General features: G+C 65.8%; 19 protein-coding genes and 1 tRNA gene. 6 read left to right on the top strand and 14 right to left on the bottom strand.

Annotated elements, in window-relative coordinates; translation table 11 throughout:
- Window positions 1-34 precede the first annotated feature (34 nt).
- The 5 genes from gltB to ASG20_RS14675 form a co-directional block, all read right to left on the bottom strand.
- Window positions 35-4,537, bottom strand: a complete 4,503-nt coding sequence (gltB, locus tag ASG20_RS14695) for a glutamate synthase large subunit (protein WP_056054261.1) — start codon at window positions 4,535-4,537, stop codon at window positions 35-37.
- Window positions 4,534-5,319 carry a hypothetical protein gene (locus ASG20_RS14690; RefSeq protein WP_056054258.1) on the bottom strand — a complete coding sequence of 262 codons (786 nt, stop codon included), beginning with the start codon at window positions 5,317-5,319 and terminating at the stop codon, window positions 4,534-4,536. The genes gltB and ASG20_RS14690 overlap by 4 nt, the downstream gene beginning before the upstream one ends.
- Window positions 5,277-6,719, bottom strand: a complete 1,443-nt coding sequence (locus tag ASG20_RS14685) for an NAD(P)-dependent oxidoreductase (protein WP_056054255.1) — start codon at window positions 6,717-6,719, stop codon at window positions 5,277-5,279. Before ASG20_RS14685 ends, ASG20_RS14690 begins: the two co-directional genes overlap by 43 nt.
- Window positions 6,720-6,870: 151 nt before the next feature.
- Complete coding sequence (locus ASG20_RS14680) at window positions 6,871-7,680, bottom strand: undecaprenyl-diphosphate phosphatase (protein WP_056054252.1); 810 nt, start codon at window positions 7,678-7,680, stop codon at window positions 6,871-6,873.
- 69 nt (window positions 7,681-7,749) lie between these two features.
- The gene (locus ASG20_RS14675) at window positions 7,750-8,703 is read right to left on the bottom strand and encodes a complex I NDUFA9 subunit family protein (RefSeq protein ID WP_056054250.1); all 954 of its coding nucleotides are present in this window, start codon (window positions 8,701-8,703) and stop codon (window positions 7,750-7,752) included.
- A 112-nt stretch (window positions 8,704-8,815) separates the two neighbouring features.
- Between ASG20_RS14675 and ASG20_RS14670 the strand changes: the two genes are divergently transcribed.
- From ASG20_RS14670 to ASG20_RS14645, 6 genes are all read left to right on the top strand, one after another.
- A tRNA-Leu gene (locus tag ASG20_RS14670) sits at window positions 8,816-8,902 on the top strand.
- Between the two features lie 626 nt (window positions 8,903-9,528).
- On the top strand, window positions 9,529-10,107 hold the full coding sequence (locus tag ASG20_RS14665; RefSeq protein WP_056054247.1) for a hypothetical protein: 579 nt from the start codon (window positions 9,529-9,531) through the stop codon (window positions 10,105-10,107).
- Complete coding sequence (locus ASG20_RS14660) at window positions 10,104-10,415, top strand: hypothetical protein (protein WP_056054245.1); 312 nt, start codon at window positions 10,104-10,106, stop codon at window positions 10,413-10,415. The genes ASG20_RS14665 and ASG20_RS14660 overlap by 4 nt, the downstream gene beginning before the upstream one ends.
- A gap of 479 nt (window positions 10,416-10,894) precedes the next feature.
- The gene (locus ASG20_RS14655) at window positions 10,895-12,274 is read left to right on the top strand and encodes an MFS transporter (RefSeq protein WP_056054242.1); all 1,380 of its coding nucleotides are present in this window, start codon (window positions 10,895-10,897) and stop codon (window positions 12,272-12,274) included.
- A gap of 75 nt (window positions 12,275-12,349) precedes the next feature.
- A complete protein-coding gene (locus ASG20_RS14650; protein WP_056054237.1) occupies window positions 12,350-13,045 on the top strand; it encodes a hypothetical protein in 696 nt (231 codons plus the stop codon).
- A gap of 351 nt (window positions 13,046-13,396) precedes the next feature.
- Window positions 13,397-13,888, top strand: a complete 492-nt coding sequence (locus tag ASG20_RS14645; RefSeq protein ID WP_056054236.1) for a MucR family transcriptional regulator — start codon at window positions 13,397-13,399, stop codon at window positions 13,886-13,888.
- Between the two features lie 104 nt (window positions 13,889-13,992).
- On the opposite strand, the gene ASG20_RS14640 is transcribed toward ASG20_RS14645, so the two are convergent.
- The 9 genes from ASG20_RS14640 to flgF all read right to left on the bottom strand — a co-directional run bounded on the left by ASG20_RS14640 (window position 13,993) and on the right by flgF (window position 21,819).
- Window positions 13,993-14,895 carry a flagellar motor protein MotB gene (locus ASG20_RS14640; protein WP_056054233.1) on the bottom strand — a complete coding sequence of 301 codons (903 nt, stop codon included), beginning with the start codon at window positions 14,893-14,895 and terminating at the stop codon, window positions 13,993-13,995.
- A gap of 12 nt (window positions 14,896-14,907) precedes the next feature.
- A complete protein-coding gene (gene motA / locus ASG20_RS14635; RefSeq protein ID WP_056054231.1) occupies window positions 14,908-15,771 on the bottom strand; it encodes a flagellar motor stator protein MotA in 864 nt (287 codons plus the stop codon).
- Window positions 15,772-15,863: 92 nt separating this feature from the next.
- On the bottom strand, window positions 15,864-16,784 hold the full coding sequence (locus ASG20_RS14630; protein ID WP_056054228.1) for a flagellin N-terminal helical domain-containing protein: 921 nt from the start codon (window positions 16,782-16,784) through the stop codon (window positions 15,864-15,866).
- Window positions 16,785-16,789: 5 nt separating this feature from the next.
- Window positions 16,790-18,136 carry a flagellar hook-associated protein FlgK gene (gene flgK / locus ASG20_RS14625; RefSeq protein ID WP_056054225.1) on the bottom strand — a complete coding sequence of 449 codons (1,347 nt, stop codon included), beginning with the start codon at window positions 18,134-18,136 and terminating at the stop codon, window positions 16,790-16,792.
- Window positions 18,133-18,468 (bottom strand): rod-binding protein, encoded by a 336-nt coding sequence (locus tag ASG20_RS14620; RefSeq protein WP_231420571.1) that lies wholly within the window; start codon window positions 18,466-18,468, stop codon window positions 18,133-18,135. The genes flgK and ASG20_RS14620 overlap by 4 nt, the downstream gene beginning before the upstream one ends.
- Window positions 18,465-19,556: a flagellar basal body P-ring protein FlgI gene (locus tag ASG20_RS14615; protein ID WP_056054822.1), complete on the bottom strand. Its 1,092-nt coding sequence runs from the start codon at window positions 19,554-19,556 to the stop codon at window positions 18,465-18,467. The genes ASG20_RS14620 and ASG20_RS14615 overlap by 4 nt, the downstream gene beginning before the upstream one ends.
- A 10-nt stretch (window positions 19,557-19,566) precedes the next feature.
- Window positions 19,567-20,262 carry a flagellar basal body L-ring protein FlgH gene (locus ASG20_RS14610; protein WP_056054222.1) on the bottom strand — a complete coding sequence of 232 codons (696 nt, stop codon included), beginning with the start codon at window positions 20,260-20,262 and terminating at the stop codon, window positions 19,567-19,569.
- A 2-nt stretch (window positions 20,263-20,264) separates the two neighbouring features.
- Window positions 20,265-21,053 carry a flagellar basal-body rod protein FlgG gene (gene flgG / locus ASG20_RS14605; protein ID WP_056054219.1) on the bottom strand — a complete coding sequence of 263 codons (789 nt, stop codon included), beginning with the start codon at window positions 21,051-21,053 and terminating at the stop codon, window positions 20,265-20,267.
- A gap of 13 nt (window positions 21,054-21,066) precedes the next feature.
- The gene (gene flgF / locus ASG20_RS14600; protein WP_056054217.1) at window positions 21,067-21,819 is read right to left on the bottom strand and encodes a flagellar basal-body rod protein FlgF; all 753 of its coding nucleotides are present in this window, start codon (window positions 21,817-21,819) and stop codon (window positions 21,067-21,069) included.
- Window positions 21,820-21,824: the final 5 nt, after the last annotated feature.

Raw genomic sequence — 21,824 nt, 5'->3', positions numbered from 1 at the left:
CGGGCGGGCGCCGGGGTGGTGTGAGGGCTTGGGCTTATTCCGCCGCGACCAGTTCCGCGCTGTCGTCCAACGGGTGCGACAAGCGCGTCAGCATTTCTTTCGGGACGATCTGCCAGAAATGGGGCGCCACGCGGTCCCAATCCTCGAGCAGGCCCTTCGACCATTTGCTGTCGGTGTGGTCCGCATGATCGCGCACCAGGTCGAGCAACACGTCGGCCCAGTGCAGCGACTTCACGCGGTCCCAGGTGATGTTCTCCGGGTTGGCGCGCTTCGCGAAGACGCCATCGGGGTCGTAGACGAACGCCATCCCGCCGGTCATGCCAGCCCCGAAGTTCGCGCCGACCGCGCCGAGCACCACGGCGATGCCGTTGGTCATGTACTCGCATCCGTTCGCGCCGCAGCCTTCGACGACGACGATCGCGCCCGAGTTACGAACCGCGAAACGCTCGCCCGCCTGCCCCGCCGCGAACAGCCGGCCCGACGTCGCACCGTAAAGCACGGTATTGCCGATGATCGTGTTGTCTTGCGACGCCAAAGGCGAACTCACCGCCGGGCGGACGATGATCGTGCCGCCCGAAAGCCCCTTGCCGACATAATCATTCGAATCGCCGAACACTTCCAAAGTGATGCCCTTGCACAGGAACGCGCCGAGCGACTGCCCCGCCGACCCGCGCAGACGGATCGTCACGTGGTTGTCCGCCAGCGTCGACATCCCGAACTTCCGCGTGATCTCACTCGACAGCCGCGTGCCGACCGCGCGGTGCGTGTTGCGCACCGAATAGGTCAGCTGCATCTTCTCGCCGCGCGAGAACACCGCGGACGCGTCCTTGATGATCTGCGCGTCGAGGCTGTCGGGCACTTCGTTGCGGAAGGTCGAGAGCGAGAACCGGCGCTGCGAATCGTCGGCATCGACCTTCGCCAGGATCGGGTTGAGATCGAGATCGTCGAGATGCTCGGCACCGCGGCTGACCTGCCGCAGCAGTTCGGTGCGGCCGATCACGTCGTCGAGGCTCTTCACGCCGAGCCGCGCGAGGATGTCGCGGACTTCTTCGGCGATGAAGGTCATCAGGTTGATCACCTTCTCGGGCGTACCGACGAACTTCTGGCGGAGCGCGTCGTTCTGCGTGCAGATGCCGACCGGGCATGTGTTCGAATGGCACTGGCGCACCATGATGCAGCCCATCGCCACCAGCGACAGCGTGCCGATCCCGAACTCCTCCGCTCCGAGAATCGCGGCGATGACGATGTCGCGGCCGGTCTTCAGCCCGCCATCGGTGCGCAACCGCACGCGACCGCGCAGACCGTTGAGCGTCAGCACCTGGTTGACCTCCGACAGGCCCATTTCCCACGGCGTGCCGGCGTACTTGATCGAGGTCTGGGGCGACGCGCCGGTGCCGCCGACATGGCCGGCGATCAGGATCACGTCGGCATGCGCCTTCGCAACACCCGCCGCGACCGTGCCGATGCCCGCCGACGAGACGAGTTTGACGCACACACGGGCGCGCGGATTGATCTGCTTCAGGTCGTAGATGAGCTGCGCGAGGTCCTCGATCGAGTAGATGTCGTGGTGTGGCGGCGGCGAGATCAGCGTCACGCCGGGCGTCGCATGGCGCAGCTTGGCGATGAATTCGGTGACCTTGAAGCCGGGTAGCTGGCCGCCTTCGCCGGGCTTGGCGCCCTGTGCGACCTTGACCTCGATCTCCTCGCACGCGTTCAGATATTCCGCCGTAACGCCGAACCGACCGCTCGCGACCTGCTTGATCGACGAGTTGGCGTTGTCGCCGTTCGCGTACGGCACGAAGCGCGACTTGTCCTCGCCGCCCTCGCCCGAGACGGCCTTCGCGCCGATCCGGTTCATCGCGATCGCCAGCGTCTCGTGCGCTTCCGGCGATAGCGCACCGAGCGACATGCCGGGGGTGACGAAGCGCTTGCGGATCTCGGTGATCGCCTCGACCTGATCGACCGGCACGCCTTCCGCGGGGAAGTTGAACTGGAGCAGATCGCGCAGATACACCGGCGGCAGATCGGACACGCCGCGCGAGAATTGCAGATAGCTCGTATAGCTGTCGGTGGCGACCGCGGTCTGGAGCAGATGCATCAGCTGCGCGGAATAGGCGTGCGTCTCGCCGGTGTGGCGCTGGCGATAAAAGCCGCCGATCGGCAGCGTCGCCACCGCCGGATCGAACGCCGCTTCGTGACGGTCGGTCGCGTTGACGTGGAGCGAAGCATAGCCCTCGCCGCTGATCTTGGCGGGCATGCCGGGGAACAGGTCGTTGACCAGGCTGCGCGACAGGCCGACTGCCTCGAAATTATAGCCGCCGCGGTACGACGAGATGACCGCGATGCCCATCTTCGACATGATCTTGAGCAGCCCCTCCTCGACCGCGACGCGGTGGCGGCGGAGGCATTCGGCGAGGTCGAGATCACCGAACAGCCCGCGCGACTGACGATCGACGATCGCGGCTTCGGCAAGATAGGCGTTCACGGTGGTCGCGCCGACGCCGATCAGCACCGCATAGTAATGCGTGTCGAGGCACTCGGCTGAACGGACGTTGATCGATGCGTAGGAGCGCAGGCCCCGGCGGACGAGATGCGTGTGGACGGCGGCGACCGCGAGCACGCCGGCGATGCCGACGCGGTCTTCGCTGATTGCCTCGTCGGTGAGGAAGATCTCGCTCTTGCCCTGCCGGACGGCCTGCTCCGCCTCGTTGCGGATCCGCTGGATCGCCGCGCGAAGCTTCTCGGGGCCACCGCCGACGTCGAACGTGCAATCGATCTCGGCAACCGCATTACCGAAATGCGCCTTCAACCGCGACCAATGTTCGCCCGTCAGCACCGGCGAATCGAGCACCAGCACGCGCTCGCGCTGATCGCGCACGTCGAGGATGTTGGCGAGATTGCCGAAGCGCGTCTTGAGCGACATCACGTGGCGCTCGCGCAAGGGGTCGATCGGCGGGTTGGTCACCTGGCTGAAGTTCTGGCGGAAGAACTGGCTGATCAGCCGCGGCTTGTCGGAGATGACCGCGAGCGGCGTATCGTCGCCCATCGACCCGATCGCTTCTTTCGCGGATTCGACCATCGGCGACAGGATCAGCTCCATGTCCTCCATCGTCTGCCCCGCCGCGACTTGGCGGCGCGCGAGTTCGGCGCGGTCGTAGCGGACGATCGCGTCCTCGACCGCAGGCAGGTCGGCGAGCGTGTGGAATTCGCCGATCATCGCGGCGTAGTCCGCCTCACCCGAGATGCGATCCTTCACTTCGCGATCCTGGAGCAGGCGACCTTCGTCGAGGTCGACCGCGATCATCTCGCCCGGCCCCAGGCGGCCCTTGGCGACGATCGTCGATTCGGGAACGACGACCATGCCGCTCTCCGACCCGACGATCAGCAGGCCGTCGGAGGTGAGCGTGTAGCGGAGCGGACGCAGCGCGTTGCGATCCATGCCGGCGACTGCCCAGCGGCCATCGGTCATCGCCAGCGCGGCGGGGCCGTCCCACGGCTCCATGACGGACGCGAGATACTGGTACATCGCGGTATGCTCGGGCGGCATATCCGGGCTGGCGGCTTCAGGGACCAGCATAAGCTTGGCGGTCGGTGCATCGCGGCCCGAGCGGCAGATCGCCTCGAACACGGCGTCCAATGCGGCGGTGTCGGATGCGCCGGCGGGGATCACCGGCTTGATGTCCTCCGAATTATCGCCGAACGCGAGGCTCGCCATGCGAATCTCGTGGCTGAGCATCCAATTCTTGTTGCCGCGGATCGTGTTGATCTCGCCGTTGTGCGCGAGGCAGCGGAACGGTTGTGCCAGCCACCATTGCGGGAAGGTGTTGGTCGAATAGCGCTGATGGAAGATCGCGACGCGGCTCTCGAAGCGCTGGTCGCACAGGTCGGGGTAGAAGACGGAGAGCGATTCGGCGAGGAACAGCCCCTTGTAGATGATCGACCTGCACGACAGCGAACAGATGTAGAAACCCTGGATCTGCGCCGCGATCACACGCTTCTCGATCCGCCGACGGACGAGGTACAGCGTCTTCTCGAACTCGGCCGCGTCCTGCTCCTCGGGCAAGGGCCCGGCGATCATGATCTGCTCGATCTCGGGACGCGTAGCCTGCGCCTTCTGCCCGATCACCGACACGTCGACCGGCACCTGCCGCCAACCGTAAATGGTGTACCCGGCCTCGATGATCGCGCTCTCGACGATCGTACGGCAATCCTCCTGCGCGCCGAGATCGGTGCGCGGGAGGAAGATCATGCCGACCGCGAGACGGTTCGGGCGGACCTTGTGCCCCGAGGCTGCGACCGCATCGTCGAAGAAGCGCAGCGGCAGGTCGATGTGCAGGCCTGCACCATCGCCGGTCTTGCCGTCCGCATCGACCGCACCACGGTGCCACACCGCTTTCAACGCATCGACCGCCGACTGCACAACGCGGCGCGACGCGCGCCCGTCGGTGGCAGCTACGAGGCCCACGCCGCACGCGTCGCCCTCGAACTCGGGGCGGTACATGCCGTGCTCGGCGAGATGTTGGCGCTGGTCGATCATAATTTGCCCTTGGGGTCCTGGAGCTTGCTCTCATCGATGCCCATCGCCTTGGCGAGCCGGGCTCGCTCGGCGGGGTTCAGATCTTCAAGCCGACGCGGTGGCGGCAGTGCCGCGGCCGCCTTCTTCGCCGCATCCATGAAATGCGGCATCTGCTGCATCATCTTCGGCATCATGTCTTTCATCGTCGTCATGACTGCTGGATCGGTCATGATCGTCGTGGCGCTTGCGGCATATTTGGCGCCGGTGGGCGTCGCGAAATACCGATCGAGATCGGTCAATTCGGCGAGCGAGAAGCGGCTAGCATAAGCATGCGCCAATCCCTCGCGAAGCTCGGGCTCCATCGTTGTGAAGAACTCGCCCATCGCACCGAACAGCCCATGCATGGTGAGTTGCTGGCGCTCCTCCCAACGCGGGTCGTAGATCGCCATGATCTGCGTAAGATCGATCGCATCGAGCTTTTTCGCATCCTCGACCGTCATGCCGCCCATCTGTGCGATCGAGCCCAGCGGCATGGCTTTCAGCGCGCTGCCCATGTTCCCCATGACCGCGTCCATGGAGCTCGACATGATCTGCTTGTAGATACCGGGGGGCAGGAGCCGGGCTGCAACACGACGCGCCGCGGCGAGCCGAGCGGGATCGGTGGGGACGGCTGCTTGTGCGGTCGGCGCGGGCACGCCTTGCGCGCAGATCGCCACAGGCGCGACCAGGGCGAGTGCAGCCGCGGCGACATACCCAGGTTTCATGCCGCGACCTTCGCGTTGGCCGCCTTGGTCTTCAGCCATTTGTGCATCGTCGCCGCGACGTCACGACCGTCGCGGATCGCCCAGACGACGAGGCTTGCGCCGCGAACAATGTCGCCTGCTGCGAACACGCCGTCGAGCGAGGTCATCAGCGTCTTGCCGTCGACCAGCACCGTGCCCCAGCGACTTACGCCCAGTTCCGGCGTTGCGAACAGCGTCGGCAGGTCCTCGGCGTCGAAGCCCAGTGCCTTGATCACGAGATCGGCGTTCACCGAATAGTCGCCCGCTGGATCGGGTTCGGGTGCACGGCGGCCGCTCGCGTCGGGGGCACCGAGACGCATTTTCCGGACCTTGACGCTCGACACGGTATCGCCGCCGTCGAAGCTCTGCGGGCCCGACAGCCAGACGAACTCGACGCCCTCCTCCTCGGCATTGGCGACTTCGCGCTGCGAGCCGGGCATGTTGGCGCGGTCGCGGCGGTAGAGGCACTTCACCGACTTCGCGCCTTGGCGGATCGCGGTGCGGACGCAGTCCATCGCGGTGTCGCCGCCGCCGATCACGACGACGTCCTTGCCCTCGGCATTGAGGCTGCCGTCGTCGAACGCCGGGACCGCGTCGCCGAAGCCCTTGCGGTTCGATGCGACGAGGAAGTCGAGCGCTGGGACCACGCCGTTCGATCCGCCGCCGGGCAGGTCCATCGCACGTGCCTTGTAGACGCCGGTCGCGATCAGGATCGCGTCGTGGCGCTGGCGGAGATCGTCGAGGCTCGCATCGTCGCCGACCGCGAAGCCTTCGTGGAAGACGATGCCGGCAGCCTTGAGGCGCTCGACGCGGCGCATGACGATCGGCTTTTCGAGCTTGAAGCCTGGGATGCCATAGGTGAGCAACCCGCCCGCCCGGTCGTAGCGATCATAGACGTGGACGTCGTAGCCGTGGCCGCGCAGATATTCCGCCGCGGTGAGCCCTGCCGGTCCCGCACCGATCACGCCGACCGACTGGCCGCGCGATTTGCCGGGGACCAGCGGTTCGACCCAGCCATTCTCCCAGGCGGTGTCGGTGATGAACTTCTCGACCGAGCCGATCGTGACCGCGCCGTGCCCGGTGAATTCGATGACGCAATTGCCTTCGCACAGCCGGTCCTGCGGGCAGATCCGGCCGCAGATCTCGGGCATGGTCGAGGTCGCGTTGCTGAGCTCGTACGCCTCGCGCAGACGCCCCTCCGCGGTCAGCCGGAGCCAGTCGGGGATATGGTTGTGCAGCGGGCAATGGACCGAGCAATAGGGCACGCCGCACTGCGAGCAGCGTCCGGCCTGTTCCTCGGCGGGCTCAACCGCATAGCGTTGCGCGATCTCGCGGAAATCGTCGGCCCGCTCGTCGGCGGTGCGCTTGTCGGGATAGGATTGCTCCCGGCCGACAAATTTGAGCATCGAATCGTTCGCCATGATAGCCTCCGACAGCCGCGTTATTGCGCGATCGGAGGCTTGTCACGACTAAAACAGCATATCGGTAAGCTGTGCTGCCTGATAAATTCGAACAATCACCGGATTTTTATGAGAGGCGTTCTCAGCAAGGGTTATTATTACCGTATCGGACCTATTTGCTCAACAGCCAGATCAGCGCAGCCGACCCCGCGACGACGCGATACAAGGCGAACGGCACGAATCCGTGTTTGGTGACGATCCCGACGAACCACTTCACCACCAGCAAGGCGACGACGAACGACACCGCGGCGCCGATCGCAATCGCACCCAGCCCGACACCGCCGCCGCTCGCGATCGCATCGCGGTTCTTCAGCAGTTCGAGCGCGCTTGCCCCCAGCATCGTCGGAATAGCGAGAAAGAAGCTGAACTCCGCCGCGGTACGCCGTTCGACGCCCAGCGCGAGCGCGCCGAGGATCGTCGCGCCCGACCGGCTAACGCCCGGGATCATCGCCAAACACTGCAAGAAACCGATGCCGATCACCGTCTTCAGAGGGATATCCGCGACGCCGCTGATGTCGCTGCGCGGTGCGAACCGCTCCACCGCGAGGATCGCGAAGCCGCCGACGATGAGGGCGATCGCAACGACCTCCGCATTCCCGAGCAGCGCCTCGATATACTTATGCAGCGCGAGGCCGATCACCGCCGCCGGGATGAACGCGACCACCAGGTTGCGCAGGAACAGCCATGATTTCGGCTCGCGGCGGATCAGCCCCATGCCGACCGCCCAGAACGTCCGCCAGTACAGCACGACGATCGCGAGGATCGCGCCGAGCTGGATGACGACGTTGAACACCTCCCAGCGCCCCGCATCATAGCCGAGCAACCGCGTGGCGAGGATCAGGTGCCCGGTCGACGACACGGGCAGGAATTCGGTGATCCCCTCGACGATGCCGAGCAGGATGACGGTGAGAAGTTCGGTCAAGCAGGCGCTCCGGCGTCGCGGGTTTCAGAAAGAGGCGCGGGTTTCAGGGCACGCTTAGCACGTGCAGCATTAGTCTGCGTGAACTTCCGCACGCGTTTCGGCGCGGCGACCGAACCGTCCGGCTTTGCGAAACCGCACCAGCCAGCCGGGCGCGACCGTCGACAGCGGGGTCGCTTCGATCCCGAACGCGGCGAGGCCATCGGTGCCGGTAACGATATTGTCGCTCTGCAGCATCGTCCACTGGTCCTTGGTGATCGGCGCGCCCGGCAGGAAACCGCCCTTGGCGATCAGCGCGCCGGCAAAGTCCGGCAGCTCGACGATCGAGGGATTGCGGCCGATCGTCTTCGCGATCCAGCGGATCAGGTTGCCCATGGTTATGATGTCGGGCCCGCCAAGCTCGAAGGTCTTGCCGCCGAACGTCTCGGGATCGGACGCCGCTGCCACCACCGCGTCCGCCACGTTGCCGACGAACACTGGCTGGAACTTCGCGGACGCGCGCAGCACCGGCACGACGGGCGCCTTGGCGATCATCCCGGCAAAGCGGTTCACGAACTGGTCTTCCTGGCCGAACACGATCGACGGTCGCAGGATCGTCGCGTTCGGGAACGCCTCGAGCACGGCGGCCTCGCCCTGCCCCTTCGACTTGCCGTACGCCGACGCGGACTCCGGATCCGCGCCGATCGCCGAGACGTGCACGAGCGCGCCCACGCCGGCCGTCGCCGCAGCCTGTGCCACCGTCTGTGCGCCGAGAGCCTGGACGCGCTGGAAATCGCCCGCGAGCACGCCGACCAGGTTCACCACCACGTCCGAGCCGTGAACCGCATGCGCGATCGTCTCGGGCTTGGTGACGTCGGCACCGACGAACTGCGTCTGGCCGAGCCCGCCGAGCGGTTTCAGGAAGAACGCCTGCCGCGGATCGCGCTGTGCGATGCGGACGCGTGCGCCCGTCGCCAGCAGCGCCTGTGCGACATAGCGGCCGACGAAACCGCCACCCCCGATCAGCGTCACCAGTTTGTCGTTCATCACGCGTCCGTCCACTTTGTTTTGCCTGCCAATCACGAATAACCCCTTGCCCCAGCAAGAGGCGTGTTGACAAGCATCGCGACCCTCCCCTAGAGGCGCCCTCCTACCCCGTGCCCGGATGGCGGAATTGGTAGACGCACCAGCTTCAGGTGCTGGCGATCGCAAGGTCGTGGAGGTTCGAGTCCTCTTCCGGGCACCACACTACATAGAAGCGCGTTCGGGCGAGGCGGATCTCAAGATCCGCTCGCGTTGCGCTTGACTTGTAGGACAATGTTGCTCAGATGTTCTCACCGCAATGACAGGCGGGGGATGGCATGGTCCAGACATCGGGCAGCGGCGAGCGGAACGCGTTTTCACGGTGGCTGCGAACGGGTAAGGTGCCATCGGCGCGGGGTCCTGACGGTCTCGAACTCAAATTCAATCCATGGCATGATCCGGCGGACGGCCGGTTTACCTTTGCAGGCGCGGGACGCCGTGAGGGATCGAGCGAGGCCCATGCCCCTAGCGCCAGGAACGATCGCGCTCCAAGCGCCGGGAATCGTGATACGTCGCGGACCTCGACACCGCCGAAAGCGGAAGTGCCGCGTGCCCAACCGCTCGCGGGCGACGACCGAAAGTCGGTAGAGCGCAGGTCGGCCAAGGCGCAATCCGCGCACATTCCGGGATCGCGGCGCGGCGACCAGCCGAACCCCGTCGCCGAGTTTGTCGGTGGCGTAAGGTCAGGGATTGTACGACGTTCGGGAAGAAACGGTGGCGGGGGTCCATGCTGCGCTGACGACAAATCCGGTCACCACCGTTCGCGACGCCGGCCGCGGGATAGCGGGGATGATCGACACGGCGATCGCTGCCGAGGATACGCCCGCTCGCGTACAGATTTCGCGTGCGGCAGACGCGGTCACCAACGCTTCGGCGCGGGATATCGGTCGAGCCACGGGATCGGTCGCCGGGAATGTTGCGCTGGCGGTCGCGCCTGGGGCCGCGCTCTCCAAGGTTTCGGCGCTGCGTAGCCTACGTATTGCGAGGCCACGCACAACTTATGATCCGCCGCAGATCGGCTGGGTGAAGGAAACTCTCAAACCCGACGAACCTTGGACAGCGTATAATGACTCGGCGACTGGCGCGCGCCCTGGGCAGGCGCCGACGCTAATGCGAACAATGCCGGACGGCTCGAGGCGACCGGTCAAGTTCGATGGCATACAAGGCGAATACGTTATCGATCGAAAGTGGGGCGTAAGGGATGCGCCGCATGCACGAGCCCAGCTATTACGACAATCGCAGGTGTTGGCGCAGCATCGGCTCATCGGAACATGGGAGGTTCCTACCCCTGTCCAGAAAGCCAAAGCAGTAAAGCTGCTGAAGAAGATGGAGGTCACCAACATCAAAGTCAGGGTGGTCAAGCCATGATCGCCATACCGGTCGCCCGCATCATCGCGCGCTTTGTAGTGTTTGCAGATTTGACAGGCGAAGACCTGCTGGATCCCGATGTCTCTGTCGAGATGATGGAAGTTCTGGGTGCCCAGCTTGAAGCTTTGGAAAAAGGGTTTCTTCGCGAACTGGTCGACGCCTTCGCGGTCATCGCCGCCGAATATAGTGGTGAAGCGCAGGAGGTGGTGCGCAATATCGCGCATAGCTTCTATCTCGAAGAAGCGCTTGCCGCCGACGATCCGGCGAGACTGGCCGAGTTGGAGGCGTTGCGCGACTCGAGGGATTGAAACCGGGAATGCCCGCGCACGAGCGACGTGAGTGTCACGAATCGCGGTATCGAAACCGTCCCGTCAGCGGATGATTTCTCCAACGGCCTGATTACCTCGCCATAGGCCTTTGTAGGGCACCATGGGCGGAACCCAGGGAAATGCCGAGTTTCCGGCGATCCTCCAGACGCCTCTTGCTGGCGTGGGATCCGCCGGTCGGTACTGCGATATCGACGGCCGCCGCGCCACGACCAGGCACCCGGTCGATACTTCGACCGCATGAACCGCCTGGGCACCGATCGGGGTAGTTCGGATTCGCCCATCGAGCGCGCCCCCAAACACCTGCTCCCGACCGGAGCCGGCGCGGCGCCCTGTATTCGCGGCCAGTCGTGGCGTTTGCGCGGCGTCATTCTATCGACATGTGAGGTCGGTATCCGGCACGGTTCGAGCGTTTCACGCGTTCGCGATCGGAGAGCGATGTGCTGCCACCCTTACGAACAATGACCATCGCGACCAACGGTGATGTGTCCGCCCGGCTCGACCGGCTGCCGGCCACGCGGACGGTATGGACGATCGTCGCGCTGCTCGGCCTGGCGTTCTTCTTCGAACTCTACGACATGCTGCTGTCGGGCTATATCGCACCCGGCCTGGTGAGCGGCGGCCTCTTCACGACGACGACCGCGGGCCTTTTCGGCACCCAGGGTATCGCGTCGTTCATCGCGGCGCTGTTCGCCGGACTGACGGTCGGTACGATGATCGCGGGCGCCTTCAACGATCGCTTCGGGCGACGTGCGGTCTTCACCTGGGCGCTGCTGGGCTATTCGGCCGCATCGGTGGCGATGGCGTTCCAGTCGAGTGCGATGGCGATCAACGCGCTGCGGTTCTGCGCAGGGATCGGGCTCGGCGTCGAGATGATCACGATCGACACCTTCATCTGCGAGCTCGTCCCCGGGCATGTCCGGGGGCGGGCGATCGCGCTCAGCCAGACGATCGGCTTCGTCGCCGTACCGGTCGTCGCGCTGCTGTCGTGGATACTGGTGCCACTGACGCCGTTCGGACTGGAGGGCTGGCGCTGGGTCGTGCTGATCGGCGCGACCAGCGCGGTCGCGGTGTGGTATATCCGCCGGCGCCTGCCCGAGAGCCCGCGCTGGTTGGTGCAGCAAGGGCGGCTGGTCGAAGCCGAGGCGATCGTCGCCGCGCTCGAACGGCGCGTCGAGCAGGAGAGCGGCGCAGCGCTTCCCCTGCCCTCCGCAGAGCGCCCGGTGGTGCGGGACGGACGGTTCGGCGAGATGTTTCGTGCGCCCTATCGCCGCCGGACGATCATGATGATCGTCTTCAACGTCTTCCAGACGATCGGCTATTTCGGATTCACCAACTGGGTTCCGACCTTGCTGATCGAGCACGGCATCCCGGTCACCAAGAGCATGGCGTATACCGCGATCATCGCGCTCGCCGCCCCGGTCGGGCCGATGCTCGGCCTCGCGATCGGCGATCGGTTCGAACGCAAGTGGATCATCGTTGCCGGCGCGGCGACGGTCGTGTCGGCGGGCGGGCTGTTCGCCGCCTCCGCCAGCCCGGCGCTGCTGATCCTGCTCGGTATCGTGCTGACCGTGGCGGGCAACACGATCTCGTTCGCGTATCACGCCTACCAGGCCGAGATCTTTCCGACGCGGATCCGTGCCAAGGCGATCGGCTTCGTCTATGCGTTCAGCCGGATCTCGGCGATGCTCAACGCGTTCCTGATCGCCTTCGTTCTGCGACAGGGCGGCGTCGCCGGCGTGTTCGGCTTCATCGCCGCCGCGTACATCGTCGTGATCGGCGCGATCGGCGTGTTCGGGCCCGCCACGGCCAATCGTGCCCTGGAAGACATTGCTGCCTGAAGACGTCTCGCCTCTCGCCGAGCCGATCGGACGCCCCGGCCTACCCGACACATCGTATTTTTCGTGGAGGATTGCATGATCGCCCCCGTATTCGCCTCAGTGTTTGCCCCGACGCTCGCGTCGGTTGTTTCGACCGCCGGGAGTCCGTCAGAACAACCCCGCTCGCACATCTGGCCGGGGGACATCATCGGTCGGGCGGAAAGTCTCGCCGCGCTCCAGTCGCTCGAGATCCTGCTGCTCACGCGCAACAGTGCGACGCTGGTGCTCGACGACTGGTGTGCCGACCATCACCTCGCCGCACCGGGCAGCAAGATCGTCGCCGACCGCGATCCGACGATCACGAAGACGCCGACCGCCGAGCAACGCCGCCGCCTGGGCGTCAGCGACGACGAGCCGATCCGCTATCGGCGGGTGCGGCTGCGGTGCGGGTCGCATGTCCTGTCGGAAGCGGACAACTGGTACGTCCCGTCGCGGCTGACCCCGCAGATGAATGCCGCGCTCGACGGCAGCGACACGCCGTTCGGTCGCGTGGTGCAGCCTCTCCATTTCCGTCGCCAGACGGTGTCGGCGCGGCTGCTGTGGTCGCCGCTGCCGGCCGGCTGGGATACCGGCGCGCCGATCCCTCGCGGGGCGCCGGCGTTGGACATTCCCCCGCATGTCATCGAGAACCGCGCGCTACTGGTCACCGCCGCGGGAACCCCGATCAGCGAAGTGGTCGAAACCTACACGCGCGAGGTGCTCGCGTTCGCGCCGCCCGCCCGCCAGGACTGAACACGGAGACACGCTGACCTGAACGCGGGTGCGGGCGATCAGCCCGCCGGCGCGCCTTGGATGCGCTCTCTGGCGACATGAAGGGTCCGACCGGTCGTCGCTCGGGCGCGTCCAGATCGCGCCGATATTGCCGGAAGCCGAAATGCGCCAAGCTGAACATCATGCCCTCATGCGCTACGATAGGCCAATCGGCGCAACGCCAGCCTGATCTAAAGCAATCAAAATGGACTTATCTCGCCGTGCAGCGACTTCCTATTTAGACTATCTTAGATTAAACGGCCCAATTACGTCCCATGTGGTTGAATACGTTGTCGAAGCTCGTTACGGGGGCAATAGACAATGGAGTGTAGCATGGCCGAAGATACCACCGACCTGAATGCTGTAGAGCTCGCGACCGAACTGACGATCGCGTGGCTGGGCAACCCGAACACGCGCAGCTCGGCCGAAGACGTTCCGGCATTTCTGGGAAAGATGCACGAGACCGTCTCTACGCTGCTTGGTGGTACGACCGATACGACTCCGGTCGAAACCGCGACCGAATACACGCCGGCAGTAACCGCGCGCAAATCGCTCGCGTCGAAGGATCACATCATCTCGATGATCGACGGCAAGTCTTACAAGACGCTGCGTCGCCATCTCGCCACCCACGGCATGACCCCCGCCGAATATCGCGAGCGCTACGGCCTCAAGCCCGACTATCCGATGGTCGCCGAGAATTATTCGGAGAGCCGTCGCGCGATGGCCAAGAAGATCGGTCTGGGTCGCAAGCCCGGCGCCCGCAAGCCCGAAGCCGCGCCGGCCGCCCCGCGCAAGCGCAAATCGGACACCGCTGGCGCCGAGTAATCGCCACGATCATCGGCGCTGTCATGCAGCCTCGACCAATATGAAAAAGGCCCGGCATCACGCGATGCCGGGCCTTTTTCATGTTACTCAGTGCCCGTCCGCGATTACTTGCCGAACACGCCGCGCCGGTAGAGCAACGTGATCGCAACGCGGCGGTTGCGCGGGTCGCTCGGATCCTTGACGATCAGCGGTTCGCGGTCGGCAACGCCTTCGATCCGCTCGAACCGCGCCTCGGGCGTGCCGCCGATCAGCAGCCGGCGACGCGTCGCCTCGGCGCGGCCCGACGACAGCATCCAGTTGTTCATCGCGCGCGGGTCGCCATACGGCACGCTGTCGGTATGGCCGCGGATCATGATCGGGTTCTTCATCCCCTCGATCGTCTTCGCGATCATCCCGATCAGGTCGCCCGCCTGCGGATCGAGTGCGGTCGTGCCGAGCGCGAACATCGAATAATCCGCATCGTCGACCAGATCGATCCGCATGCCGTCCTGCGTCGGGACGAAGCGGACATGGCTCGCGAGCCGCGACAGCTTGGGCGAAGCGGCGATCTGGCTCAGCACGCGCTTGCGCATCGCTTCGAAGTTCTTGCGATCTTCGCTCGCGAGCGCCTGGCGGTTCTTGATCGTGCCCTGCTCGCCGGTACCGGTCGAGGCGCCACCCTTGCCCGCATCGGGCACCGCGATCTGCGGCATGCTGGTCTGGCCCGCCTTGGGTCCGATCTTGTTCTTGTCGAGGATCGATTCACCGCCGAACAGCGCGCCGCCACCGATCCCGAGCGAGCGCGTATCGAGCAGCGTCGGCGCGAAGTAATCGGCGATTCCCTTGCGCTGCTTCTCGGTGGTCGCGCCGAGAATCCACAGCAGCAGGAAAAACGCCATCATCGCGGTCACGAAATCGGCATAGGCGACCTTCCAGGCACCACCGTGATGCCCGCCATGACCTTCGATATAGATCTTCTTGACGATGATTTTCGGCGGCTGGATGTTGCCGTGAGGGGCGCGGGCCATGTGTCTGTCGCTCTACTTGCCGCGAAGCCCGTCGAAGACTTCGGCGAAGCCCGGCTGGTTCTTGTGCGCGATCCCCGAGCGTGCGGCCTCGATCACCAGCGGCTGCGGATGGCCGTGCAGCGAGGCGATGATGATCTGCTTGACCACGCCGTAGATCGCGGCGTCGGCGTCGAGCACCTGGCGCAACCGGTTGGCGAGCGGCGCGACCATGCCGTACGCCAGCAACACGCCCATGAACGTGCCGACCAGCGCCGAGCCGATCATCGAGCCGAGGATCGACGGCGGCTTGTCGATCGACCCCATCGTCTTCACCACGCCGAGCACGGCGGCGACGATGCCGAGCGCGGGCAGCGCGTCGGCAAGGCTGGTCAGCGTACCATGCGCGCTTTCCTCCTCGTGATGATGCGTCTTGATCGACTGGTCCATCACCTCCTCAACCGCATGCACGTCGAGCGTGCCCGACGACACGACGACGAGGCGCAGCGTATCGGCGATCAGGTTGACGAGCGCGTGGTTCTTCAGGAGTTTGGGATATTCGGCGAATACGGCGGACGACTGCGGATCCTCGACATGCGGCTCGAGCGCGATCGGCCCGTCCATCCGCAGCATCTTCATCAGCTTGCTGACGAGGAAGATGACGTCGAGATAATCCTGCTTCTTGTATTTCGGGCCCTTGAAGACCTTGCCCAGCCCGGCGCCGAGCGCTTTGAGTTCCTTGCCGGAATTGCCGATGATCAGCGCGCCGGCGGCGGCGCCGCCGATGATCAGCATCTCATGCGGGATCGCCTCCAGGACGGGGCCGAGCGCGCCGCCCGTAAAGGCGAATCCGCCAAACACCATGACGAGCAGGACGACGATGCCGATTACCGGAAACATGGTGCTGGAAATTCCCTCTGGGCCGACAATGGCAAGTGCGTAGCCAGGGAATTAACCGGATTTCGTAGCCATCCGGTTACCGAACGCAGCCGTCAGCGAAGATAATCGAACAATGACAACGCCGACAGCTTCGTAAAGCTCGCCTGCGTCGCCGACAGGATCGTCATTGTCTTTTGCAGCTCGATGAACGTGGTCGTGGCATCGGTGTCCTCGAGACCCGAGCGGGTCTCCTCGCGGTCCGCGGCGACATCGGTCAGCCGCGAACTCTCCAGATCGACTCGCGCCGCGCGTGCGCCGAGCGAGGCCTGCACGGTCGACACCTGATCGGAGGCGGCGCTGATATCGGCCAGCGAGGTATCGAGCGAACTCGCCTTGAAATCATCCGATTGCAGCGCGGTCGCGATCGCCGACAGCATCGCCAGCGTGTTGGTGCCCCCGCCGACGCCGCCATCCGCGTTGGTCTTTCCGCCGACGGTGAAGATCCGTGCGGCGGTTTCGTTGGCTTGCACGCTCTGACCGTCGCCGATCGGGATTCCGGTGACCGGCTTCGACGCCAGCGCGTAGCTGCCATCGGTCGCGACCGCCGCGGCCCCGTCCGACCCGCCGAACAGCGGCTGGCCGCGCGCGTCCTTCGCGTTGGCGATATTCGTCAGCGAGGCGACGATCCCGGCGATCTGCTCGCCGATCGCCTTGCGGTCCAGCGCACTCAGCGTGCCGTTCTTCGCCTGCGTCACCAGCACCGTCGCGTTCTGCAACTGATCGGACATCGCGCTGAGACTGGTATCGCCCTGCTTCAATACCGATTCGGCGGTGCCGAGGTTGGCGGCATAGGCCTTGTCGTTGGCGGTATCGCGCGCGAGCCCGGCCAGCCGCTGATATGCGACGCTGTCCTGCGACGGCGCGGTGAACCGCTTGCCGGTCGAGATCTGCGCATTGAGTGCATCCGCCTTGCTGGACAGCGACGTCATGGCCGCCGACGACCGGTCGTAGAAAAGGCTCGTCGGGATCTGCATGGGCGTTACCGAATCTCGAGGATGGACTGGAACGTGTCGCGCGCGGTCTGGATCACCCGGCTCGACGCCTGATAGGCCTGCTGGAAGCGCAGCAGATCGACCGCTTCGCTATCGAGATCGACCCCCGACGCCGACGCGAGCGCGCTGACCGCGCCGTCGCGGATCGCGCTCTGCGCATCGGCCACGGTCGTGCGCTGCTGGAGTGCGGCGGCATTGCCGGCAATCAGGTTGACCGTGCGCGTCTCGAACCCGCCGCTCGACCGGACGGTCTGCAACGCGGCCAGGTTCGACGCATCGCGCATGCTGCCGTTCGCACCCGCGGCGGCGATCCCGCGCGGGTCGGTCAGTGCCACCGAGATGTCGGTCGGCGTCTCACCGGTCGCGAACAGCGCGGTACCGGCCTTGCCGTCGAGATCGCGGCCCTGTGCCTGGACCGCATTGACCTGCGCGGTGAAATCCTTGGCGATCACGTTCAGCCCGTCGCGGGCGGCGACGAGCCGCTGCGCTCCGTCGGCGAACCCTGCGAGCGCGCCGCCCGAAGGCGACAGCGTCGAGGTGGCGCCGCCTTGCGTGACCGTGAACTGCACCGCGCCTTCGTCGTTGCGGGCGTACGCCGCCTGGCCACTGTCGGAACCGACGACGAACGCCGGTCCGGCCGCACCGCCGAGCCGCACCGTCGCGCGGCCGAGACCGTCGAACGACGTGCTCACGTCGGTCAGCGTGCTCATCTGGTCGAGCACCTGATCGCGCTGGTCGGCAAGCTGCGCCGCGCTCGACGAACCCGGCTGCGACCGCGCGATACCGTCGTTGATCTTGGCGAGCGCGGTGCCGAGCGAATTGAGCGAATCGACCGCCTGCGAGGTCGTCGCATCGAGTTCGGCGGTCGCGGTATCGAGCGCCTTGCCGGTGGTCGCGAAGGCGGCGGCGGCACTGCCCGCCGATTCGAGCATCGCCGCGCGGGCCGGAATCGAGGTCGGATCGGCCGACAGCGTCTGCGCCGCGCCGAAGAAGCTGGTTAGCCGGTCGCCGAGCTTGTTGTCGCCCAGCGACGTCTCGATCCGGCTCATCCAGGCAATGCTGGTTTCGGTCTTCGCCAGATCGGTGCCGGCGCTGCGCACCGCCTGCGAGCGATAGGCATTGGCGCTGCGGCCGATGCCGACGACGACCACCCCGCTGCCGTTCGACGACGTCCGCGCGGCGATCCCGCCGCCGATCGACGCGACTTCGCCAAGCGTCGTCGTCCGCCGGGTATAGCCCGCGGTGCCGGTGTTCGCGATGTTCTCGGACACCGTGGACAACGCGGTCTGGTACGCGCGGACGCCCGACGCGCCGATCGAAAGGAGATCGCTCATGGCGGTGAGTCTGTCGGCGCCGGGTTAATATCCGATTGAGATTTGCTGAGAAAATCGGTCATCGCCTTGCCGATGCCGAGCGGCGTGTGCTCGGCCATCGACTTCGCGATCAGCCCGTCCTGCATGTCGGTGAAGGTGTCGATCGCCTTCGAATCGAAGATCGGATCGGCCAGTTTCGCCTGCCGCATGCTCTTCAACATCATGCCGGTGAAGACCGCCTCGAACTTCTGGCCGGCCTTGTCGAGATTGTCCTTCGACTTGAGCCGGCTCGTGTCGGTCGAGATCCCGGTGGTCGCGGTCGTCGCGAGCGTGGGGGTGGTGATCGCGCTCACAGGACGATCAACTCGGCCTTGAGCGCGCCGGCTTCCTTCAGCGCTTCGAGGATCGCGACCAGATCGGCGGGAGATGCGCCGATCGCGTTGACCGCCTTGACGATGTCGGCGAGCTTGGGGCCGGGTGCGAGCAGGAACATCGGCCGACGCTCCTCCTCGACCGCGACGCGGCTGTTCGGGGTGATCGCGGTCTGGCCCTGGCTGAACGGCGCGGGCTGGCTGACCTGCGGCTTCTCGTCGATCCGCACCGTCATCTTGCCGTGCGTGATCGCCGCCGGGCCGACCCGGACCGCCGAGTTGATGACGACGGTGCCGGTGCGCGCGTTGACGATCACCTTGGCCGACGGTTCGGCGGACACGACGTCGAGATTCTCGATCGTCGACATCAGCGTGGCCCGGACATCCGCGCCGATCGGCGCGCGCACCGACACCGAGACCGCATCGATCGCCTGCGCGCTGCCGAAGCCGAGCTTGGAATTGATCGCGCCCGCGACGTTCTGCGCGGTGGTGAAATCGGCGCGCGCGAGGTTGAAGGTGAGCATCGGCGCGCTGTCGAACCCGGTCGCGACCGCACGTTCGACCGTCGCCCCCTCGGGGATGCGCCCAGTCGAGGGCACGTTGACGACGATCTTCGACCCGTCCGCGCCCTCTGCACCCAATCCGCCGACCGCGAGGTTGCCCTGCGCCATCGCGTAGATCTGGTTATCGGCACCGAGCAGCGGCGTCATGATCAGGCTGCCACCACGCAAGGACTTCGCCTTGCCCATCGATGCGACGGTGATGTCGAGGCGCTGGCCAGGCTTGGCGAACGGCGGCAGTTCGGCGGTGATCATCACCACCGCCGCGTTCTTCATGCCCGGGTTCGCGGTCGGCGGCAGCTGCAGGCCGAAGCGCGATGCGACCGCCTTCAGCGATTGCACGGTGTATTCGAGATTGTCGTCACCGGTGCCGGGGAGCCCCACGACGATGCCGTAGCCGGTCAGCTGGTTCGATCGGATCCCCTGGAACCCGCCCAGGTCCTTGATCCGGTCGGCCGAGGCCGGGCCTGCGATCAGGAGCGATGCGAAAAGGGCGAGCAGGAAGCGCATGGTCACGGCCTTAGAACGGGCTGACGACGGAGAAGAAGCGGCCGAGCCACCCCTGGCGGCCGGCGCGGGCGACGTCGCCCTTGCCGGTGTACGAGATCTGCGCGTCGGCCACGCGGGTCGACAGCACGCGGTTGTTGGCGTCGACATCGGCGGTACGGACCAGGCCCTTGATCTTGAGGAACTCGTCGCCGCGGTTGAGCGTCACGCGCTTCTGGCCCTGCACCAGCATCGTCCCGTTCGGATAGACCTGCGCGACCGTCACGCTGACTTCGCCCGACAGCGAGTTCGTCTGGTCGGCGGCGCCGGCGCCGTTGAAATTGCGCCCGCCGCTGATCGCCGCATCGCTCTTGTTGAACAGGTTGAGCGCGCCGGTGGTCGGCGGCGTGATGCTCGCGCCGCCATTGCTGTCGAGCTTCGACCCCGACGTCTTCGACGCGGCGGTCCGCTCGACCAGCACGATCGTCAGCGGATCGCCGACCTTCCGCGCGCGCCAGCCTTCGTACAGCGCTGCGTAACCGTCCTGCGCCTGGAAGATCGAGCCCGTCGCGACGACCGGCACCGGGACCACCGGAAGAGGCCGCGCGACCGAGAAATCCTCGGGCGGCAGCTTCTTGCCGAAGATGCCGGCATCGGCCGCGGACGAAGCGAACCCGGCGAGCGCGATCGCGGTCATCAGGACGACGGAATGGGAAGCGGTGCGGGTCATGATCAGATGTTCTGGTTGACGTATTTGAGCATGTCGTCGGTCGCCGAGATCATCTTGGAATTCACCTCGTAGGCGCGCTGCGTCTCGATCATGTCGACGAGTTCCTCGACGACGTTGACGTTCGACGCCTCCAGCATGCCCTGCTTGATGTTGCCGCGACCGTCCTGGCCCGCGACGCCGACATTGGCCGCGCCGCTCGCCGCGGTCTCGACGAGATAATTGTCGCCGGTCGCCTGGAGCCCGGCGCCGTTCGGAAAGTTCGCCACCTGGATCTGGCCGAGCTGGGTCGCTTCGGTCTGGCCGGGAACGGTCGCCGACACGGTGCCGTCCGACCCGATCGTGATCGCGGTCGTGCCCTGCGGCACGGTGATGCCGGGTTGCACCTGATAGCCCTCGCTGGTGACCAGCAAACCTTCGGCCGAGCGCGAGAAATTGCCCGAGCGCGTATAGCCGAGCGTACCGCCGGGCATCTGCACCTGGAAATAGCCATCGCCGTCGAGCGCGAGATCGAGGCTGTTGCCGGTGGTCTGCATCGCGCCCTGCGTATCGACACGCGCGGTGCCCTGGATCTTGACGCCGGTGCCGAGATTGAGGCCGGTGGCGTATTTGGTCTCGGACGTGCTTTGCGCGCCCGGCGTCGTCACGACCTGGTAGGCGAGCGTCTCGAACGCGGCGCGGTCCTTCTTGAAGCCCGTCGTGTTCACGTTGGCGAGATTGTTCGAGATGACGCGCATGCGCATGTCCTGGGCGTCGAGCCCGGTACGCGCGATATGCATGGCTGCGGATGACATTCGTCGGTTCCTTCTAGCTCGGCAGGCGCATCACGGATGCACCGCTTTCATCCATGTCCTTGGCGGACTTCAACATATTGGCCTGGACTTCGTAGCTGCGCTGGTTCTCGATCATGTCGACCAGCGCCTGCGTCATGTTGACGTTCGATCCCTCGATCGCCCCGCCCTGCACCTTCGCATCGAGATCTTCGGGCAGCGTCCCCCCGCCCTTGACGCGCAGCAGGTTGTCGAGGCCCTTGACCGTCTCCGACCCCTTGGTGTCGGCGAGCTTGAGCTTGTCGATGACCTGCGGGTTCTTCGCGTCGCCACCCTGCGGCACGATCGAGATCGTCCCGTCGCCAGCGATCGACAGCGACTGGTAAGGCGGCAGCGTGATCGGCCCCCCCGAGCCGATCACCGGATGCCCGTCGCCGGTCTGCAGCACGCCCGATGGCGCGACCTCCAGATCGCCACGGCGGGTATACGCCTCTGAGCCGTCCGACGCCTGCACCGCCAGCCACGCGGTGGTGCCGGTGATCGCGACGTCGAGCGGCCGCCCGGTCTGCTGGATGGCGCCCGGCGACCGGTCCGCGTCGGTGACCTCTTCCGAGGTCGGCGCGCGCGCTTCCAGCGTGGTGCCGTCGCCCTTCAGGTTCATCCGGTCGAACACCACGCGATCGGCGCGGAATCCGGTCGTCGACGCGTTCGCCATGTTGTTGGCGATCGCCGCCTGCGCCGCCATGTGCGCACGCAGGCCCGACGCCGCGGTGTAGACCAGCTTGTCCATTCAGG

Origin of the sequence: Sphingomonas sp. Leaf198 (assembly GCF_001424005.1) — a bacterium.
Taxonomy (GTDB): Bacteria; Pseudomonadota; Alphaproteobacteria; order Sphingomonadales; family Sphingomonadaceae; genus Sphingomonas.
Note: the sequence above shows the minus strand (reverse complement) of the source record. Positions and strands in the feature narration are given on the sequence as shown.

What these genes read in the sequence shown, in the direction of transcription:
- gltB (WP_056054261.1), bottom strand. Translation starts at nt 4,537, where the DNA reads ATGATCGACCAGCGCCAACATCTCGCCGAGCACGGCATGTACCGCCCC.
- ASG20_RS14690 (WP_056054258.1), bottom strand. Translation starts at nt 5,319, where the DNA reads ATGGCTGAAGACCAAGGCGGCCAACGCGAAGGTCGCGGCATGAAACCT.
- ASG20_RS14685 (WP_056054255.1), bottom strand. Translation starts at nt 6,719, where the DNA reads ATGGCGAACGATTCGATGCTCAAATTTGTCGGCCGGGAGCAATCCTAT.
- ASG20_RS14675 (WP_056054250.1), bottom strand. Translation starts at nt 8,703, where the DNA reads ATGAACGACAAACTGGTGACGCTGATCGGGGGTGGCGGTTTCGTCGGC.
- ASG20_RS14665 (WP_056054247.1), top strand. Translation starts at nt 9,529, where the DNA reads ATGATCGACACGGCGATCGCTGCCGAGGATACGCCCGCTCGCGTACAG.
- ASG20_RS14660 (WP_056054245.1), top strand. Translation starts at nt 10,104, where the DNA reads ATGATCGCCATACCGGTCGCCCGCATCATCGCGCGCTTTGTAGTGTTT.
- ASG20_RS14655 (WP_056054242.1), top strand. Translation starts at nt 10,895, where the DNA reads ATGACCATCGCGACCAACGGTGATGTGTCCGCCCGGCTCGACCGGCTG.
- ASG20_RS14650 (WP_056054237.1), top strand. Translation starts at nt 12,350, where the DNA reads ATGATCGCCCCCGTATTCGCCTCAGTGTTTGCCCCGACGCTCGCGTCG.
- ASG20_RS14645 (WP_056054236.1), top strand. Translation starts at nt 13,397, where the DNA reads ATGGCCGAAGATACCACCGACCTGAATGCTGTAGAGCTCGCGACCGAA.
- ASG20_RS14640 (WP_056054233.1), bottom strand. Translation starts at nt 14,895, where the DNA reads ATGGCCCGCGCCCCTCACGGCAACATCCAGCCGCCGAAAATCATCGTC.
- motA (WP_056054231.1), bottom strand. Translation starts at nt 15,771, where the DNA reads ATGTTTCCGGTAATCGGCATCGTCGTCCTGCTCGTCATGGTGTTTGGC.
- ASG20_RS14630 (WP_056054228.1), bottom strand. Translation starts at nt 16,784, where the DNA reads ATGCAGATCCCGACGAGCCTTTTCTACGACCGGTCGTCGGCGGCCATG.
- flgK (WP_056054225.1), bottom strand. Translation starts at nt 18,136, where the DNA reads ATGAGCGATCTCCTTTCGATCGGCGCGTCGGGCGTCCGCGCGTACCAG.
- ASG20_RS14615 (WP_056054822.1), bottom strand. Translation starts at nt 19,556, where the DNA reads ATGCGCTTCCTGCTCGCCCTTTTCGCATCGCTCCTGATCGCAGGCCCG.
- ASG20_RS14610 (WP_056054222.1), bottom strand. Translation starts at nt 20,262, where the DNA reads ATGACCCGCACCGCTTCCCATTCCGTCGTCCTGATGACCGCGATCGCG.
- flgG (WP_056054219.1), bottom strand. Translation starts at nt 21,053, where the DNA reads ATGTCATCCGCAGCCATGCATATCGCGCGTACCGGGCTCGACGCCCAG.
- flgF (WP_056054217.1), bottom strand. Translation starts at nt 21,819, where the DNA reads ATGGACAAGCTGGTCTACACCGCGGCGTCGGGCCTGCGTGCGCACATG.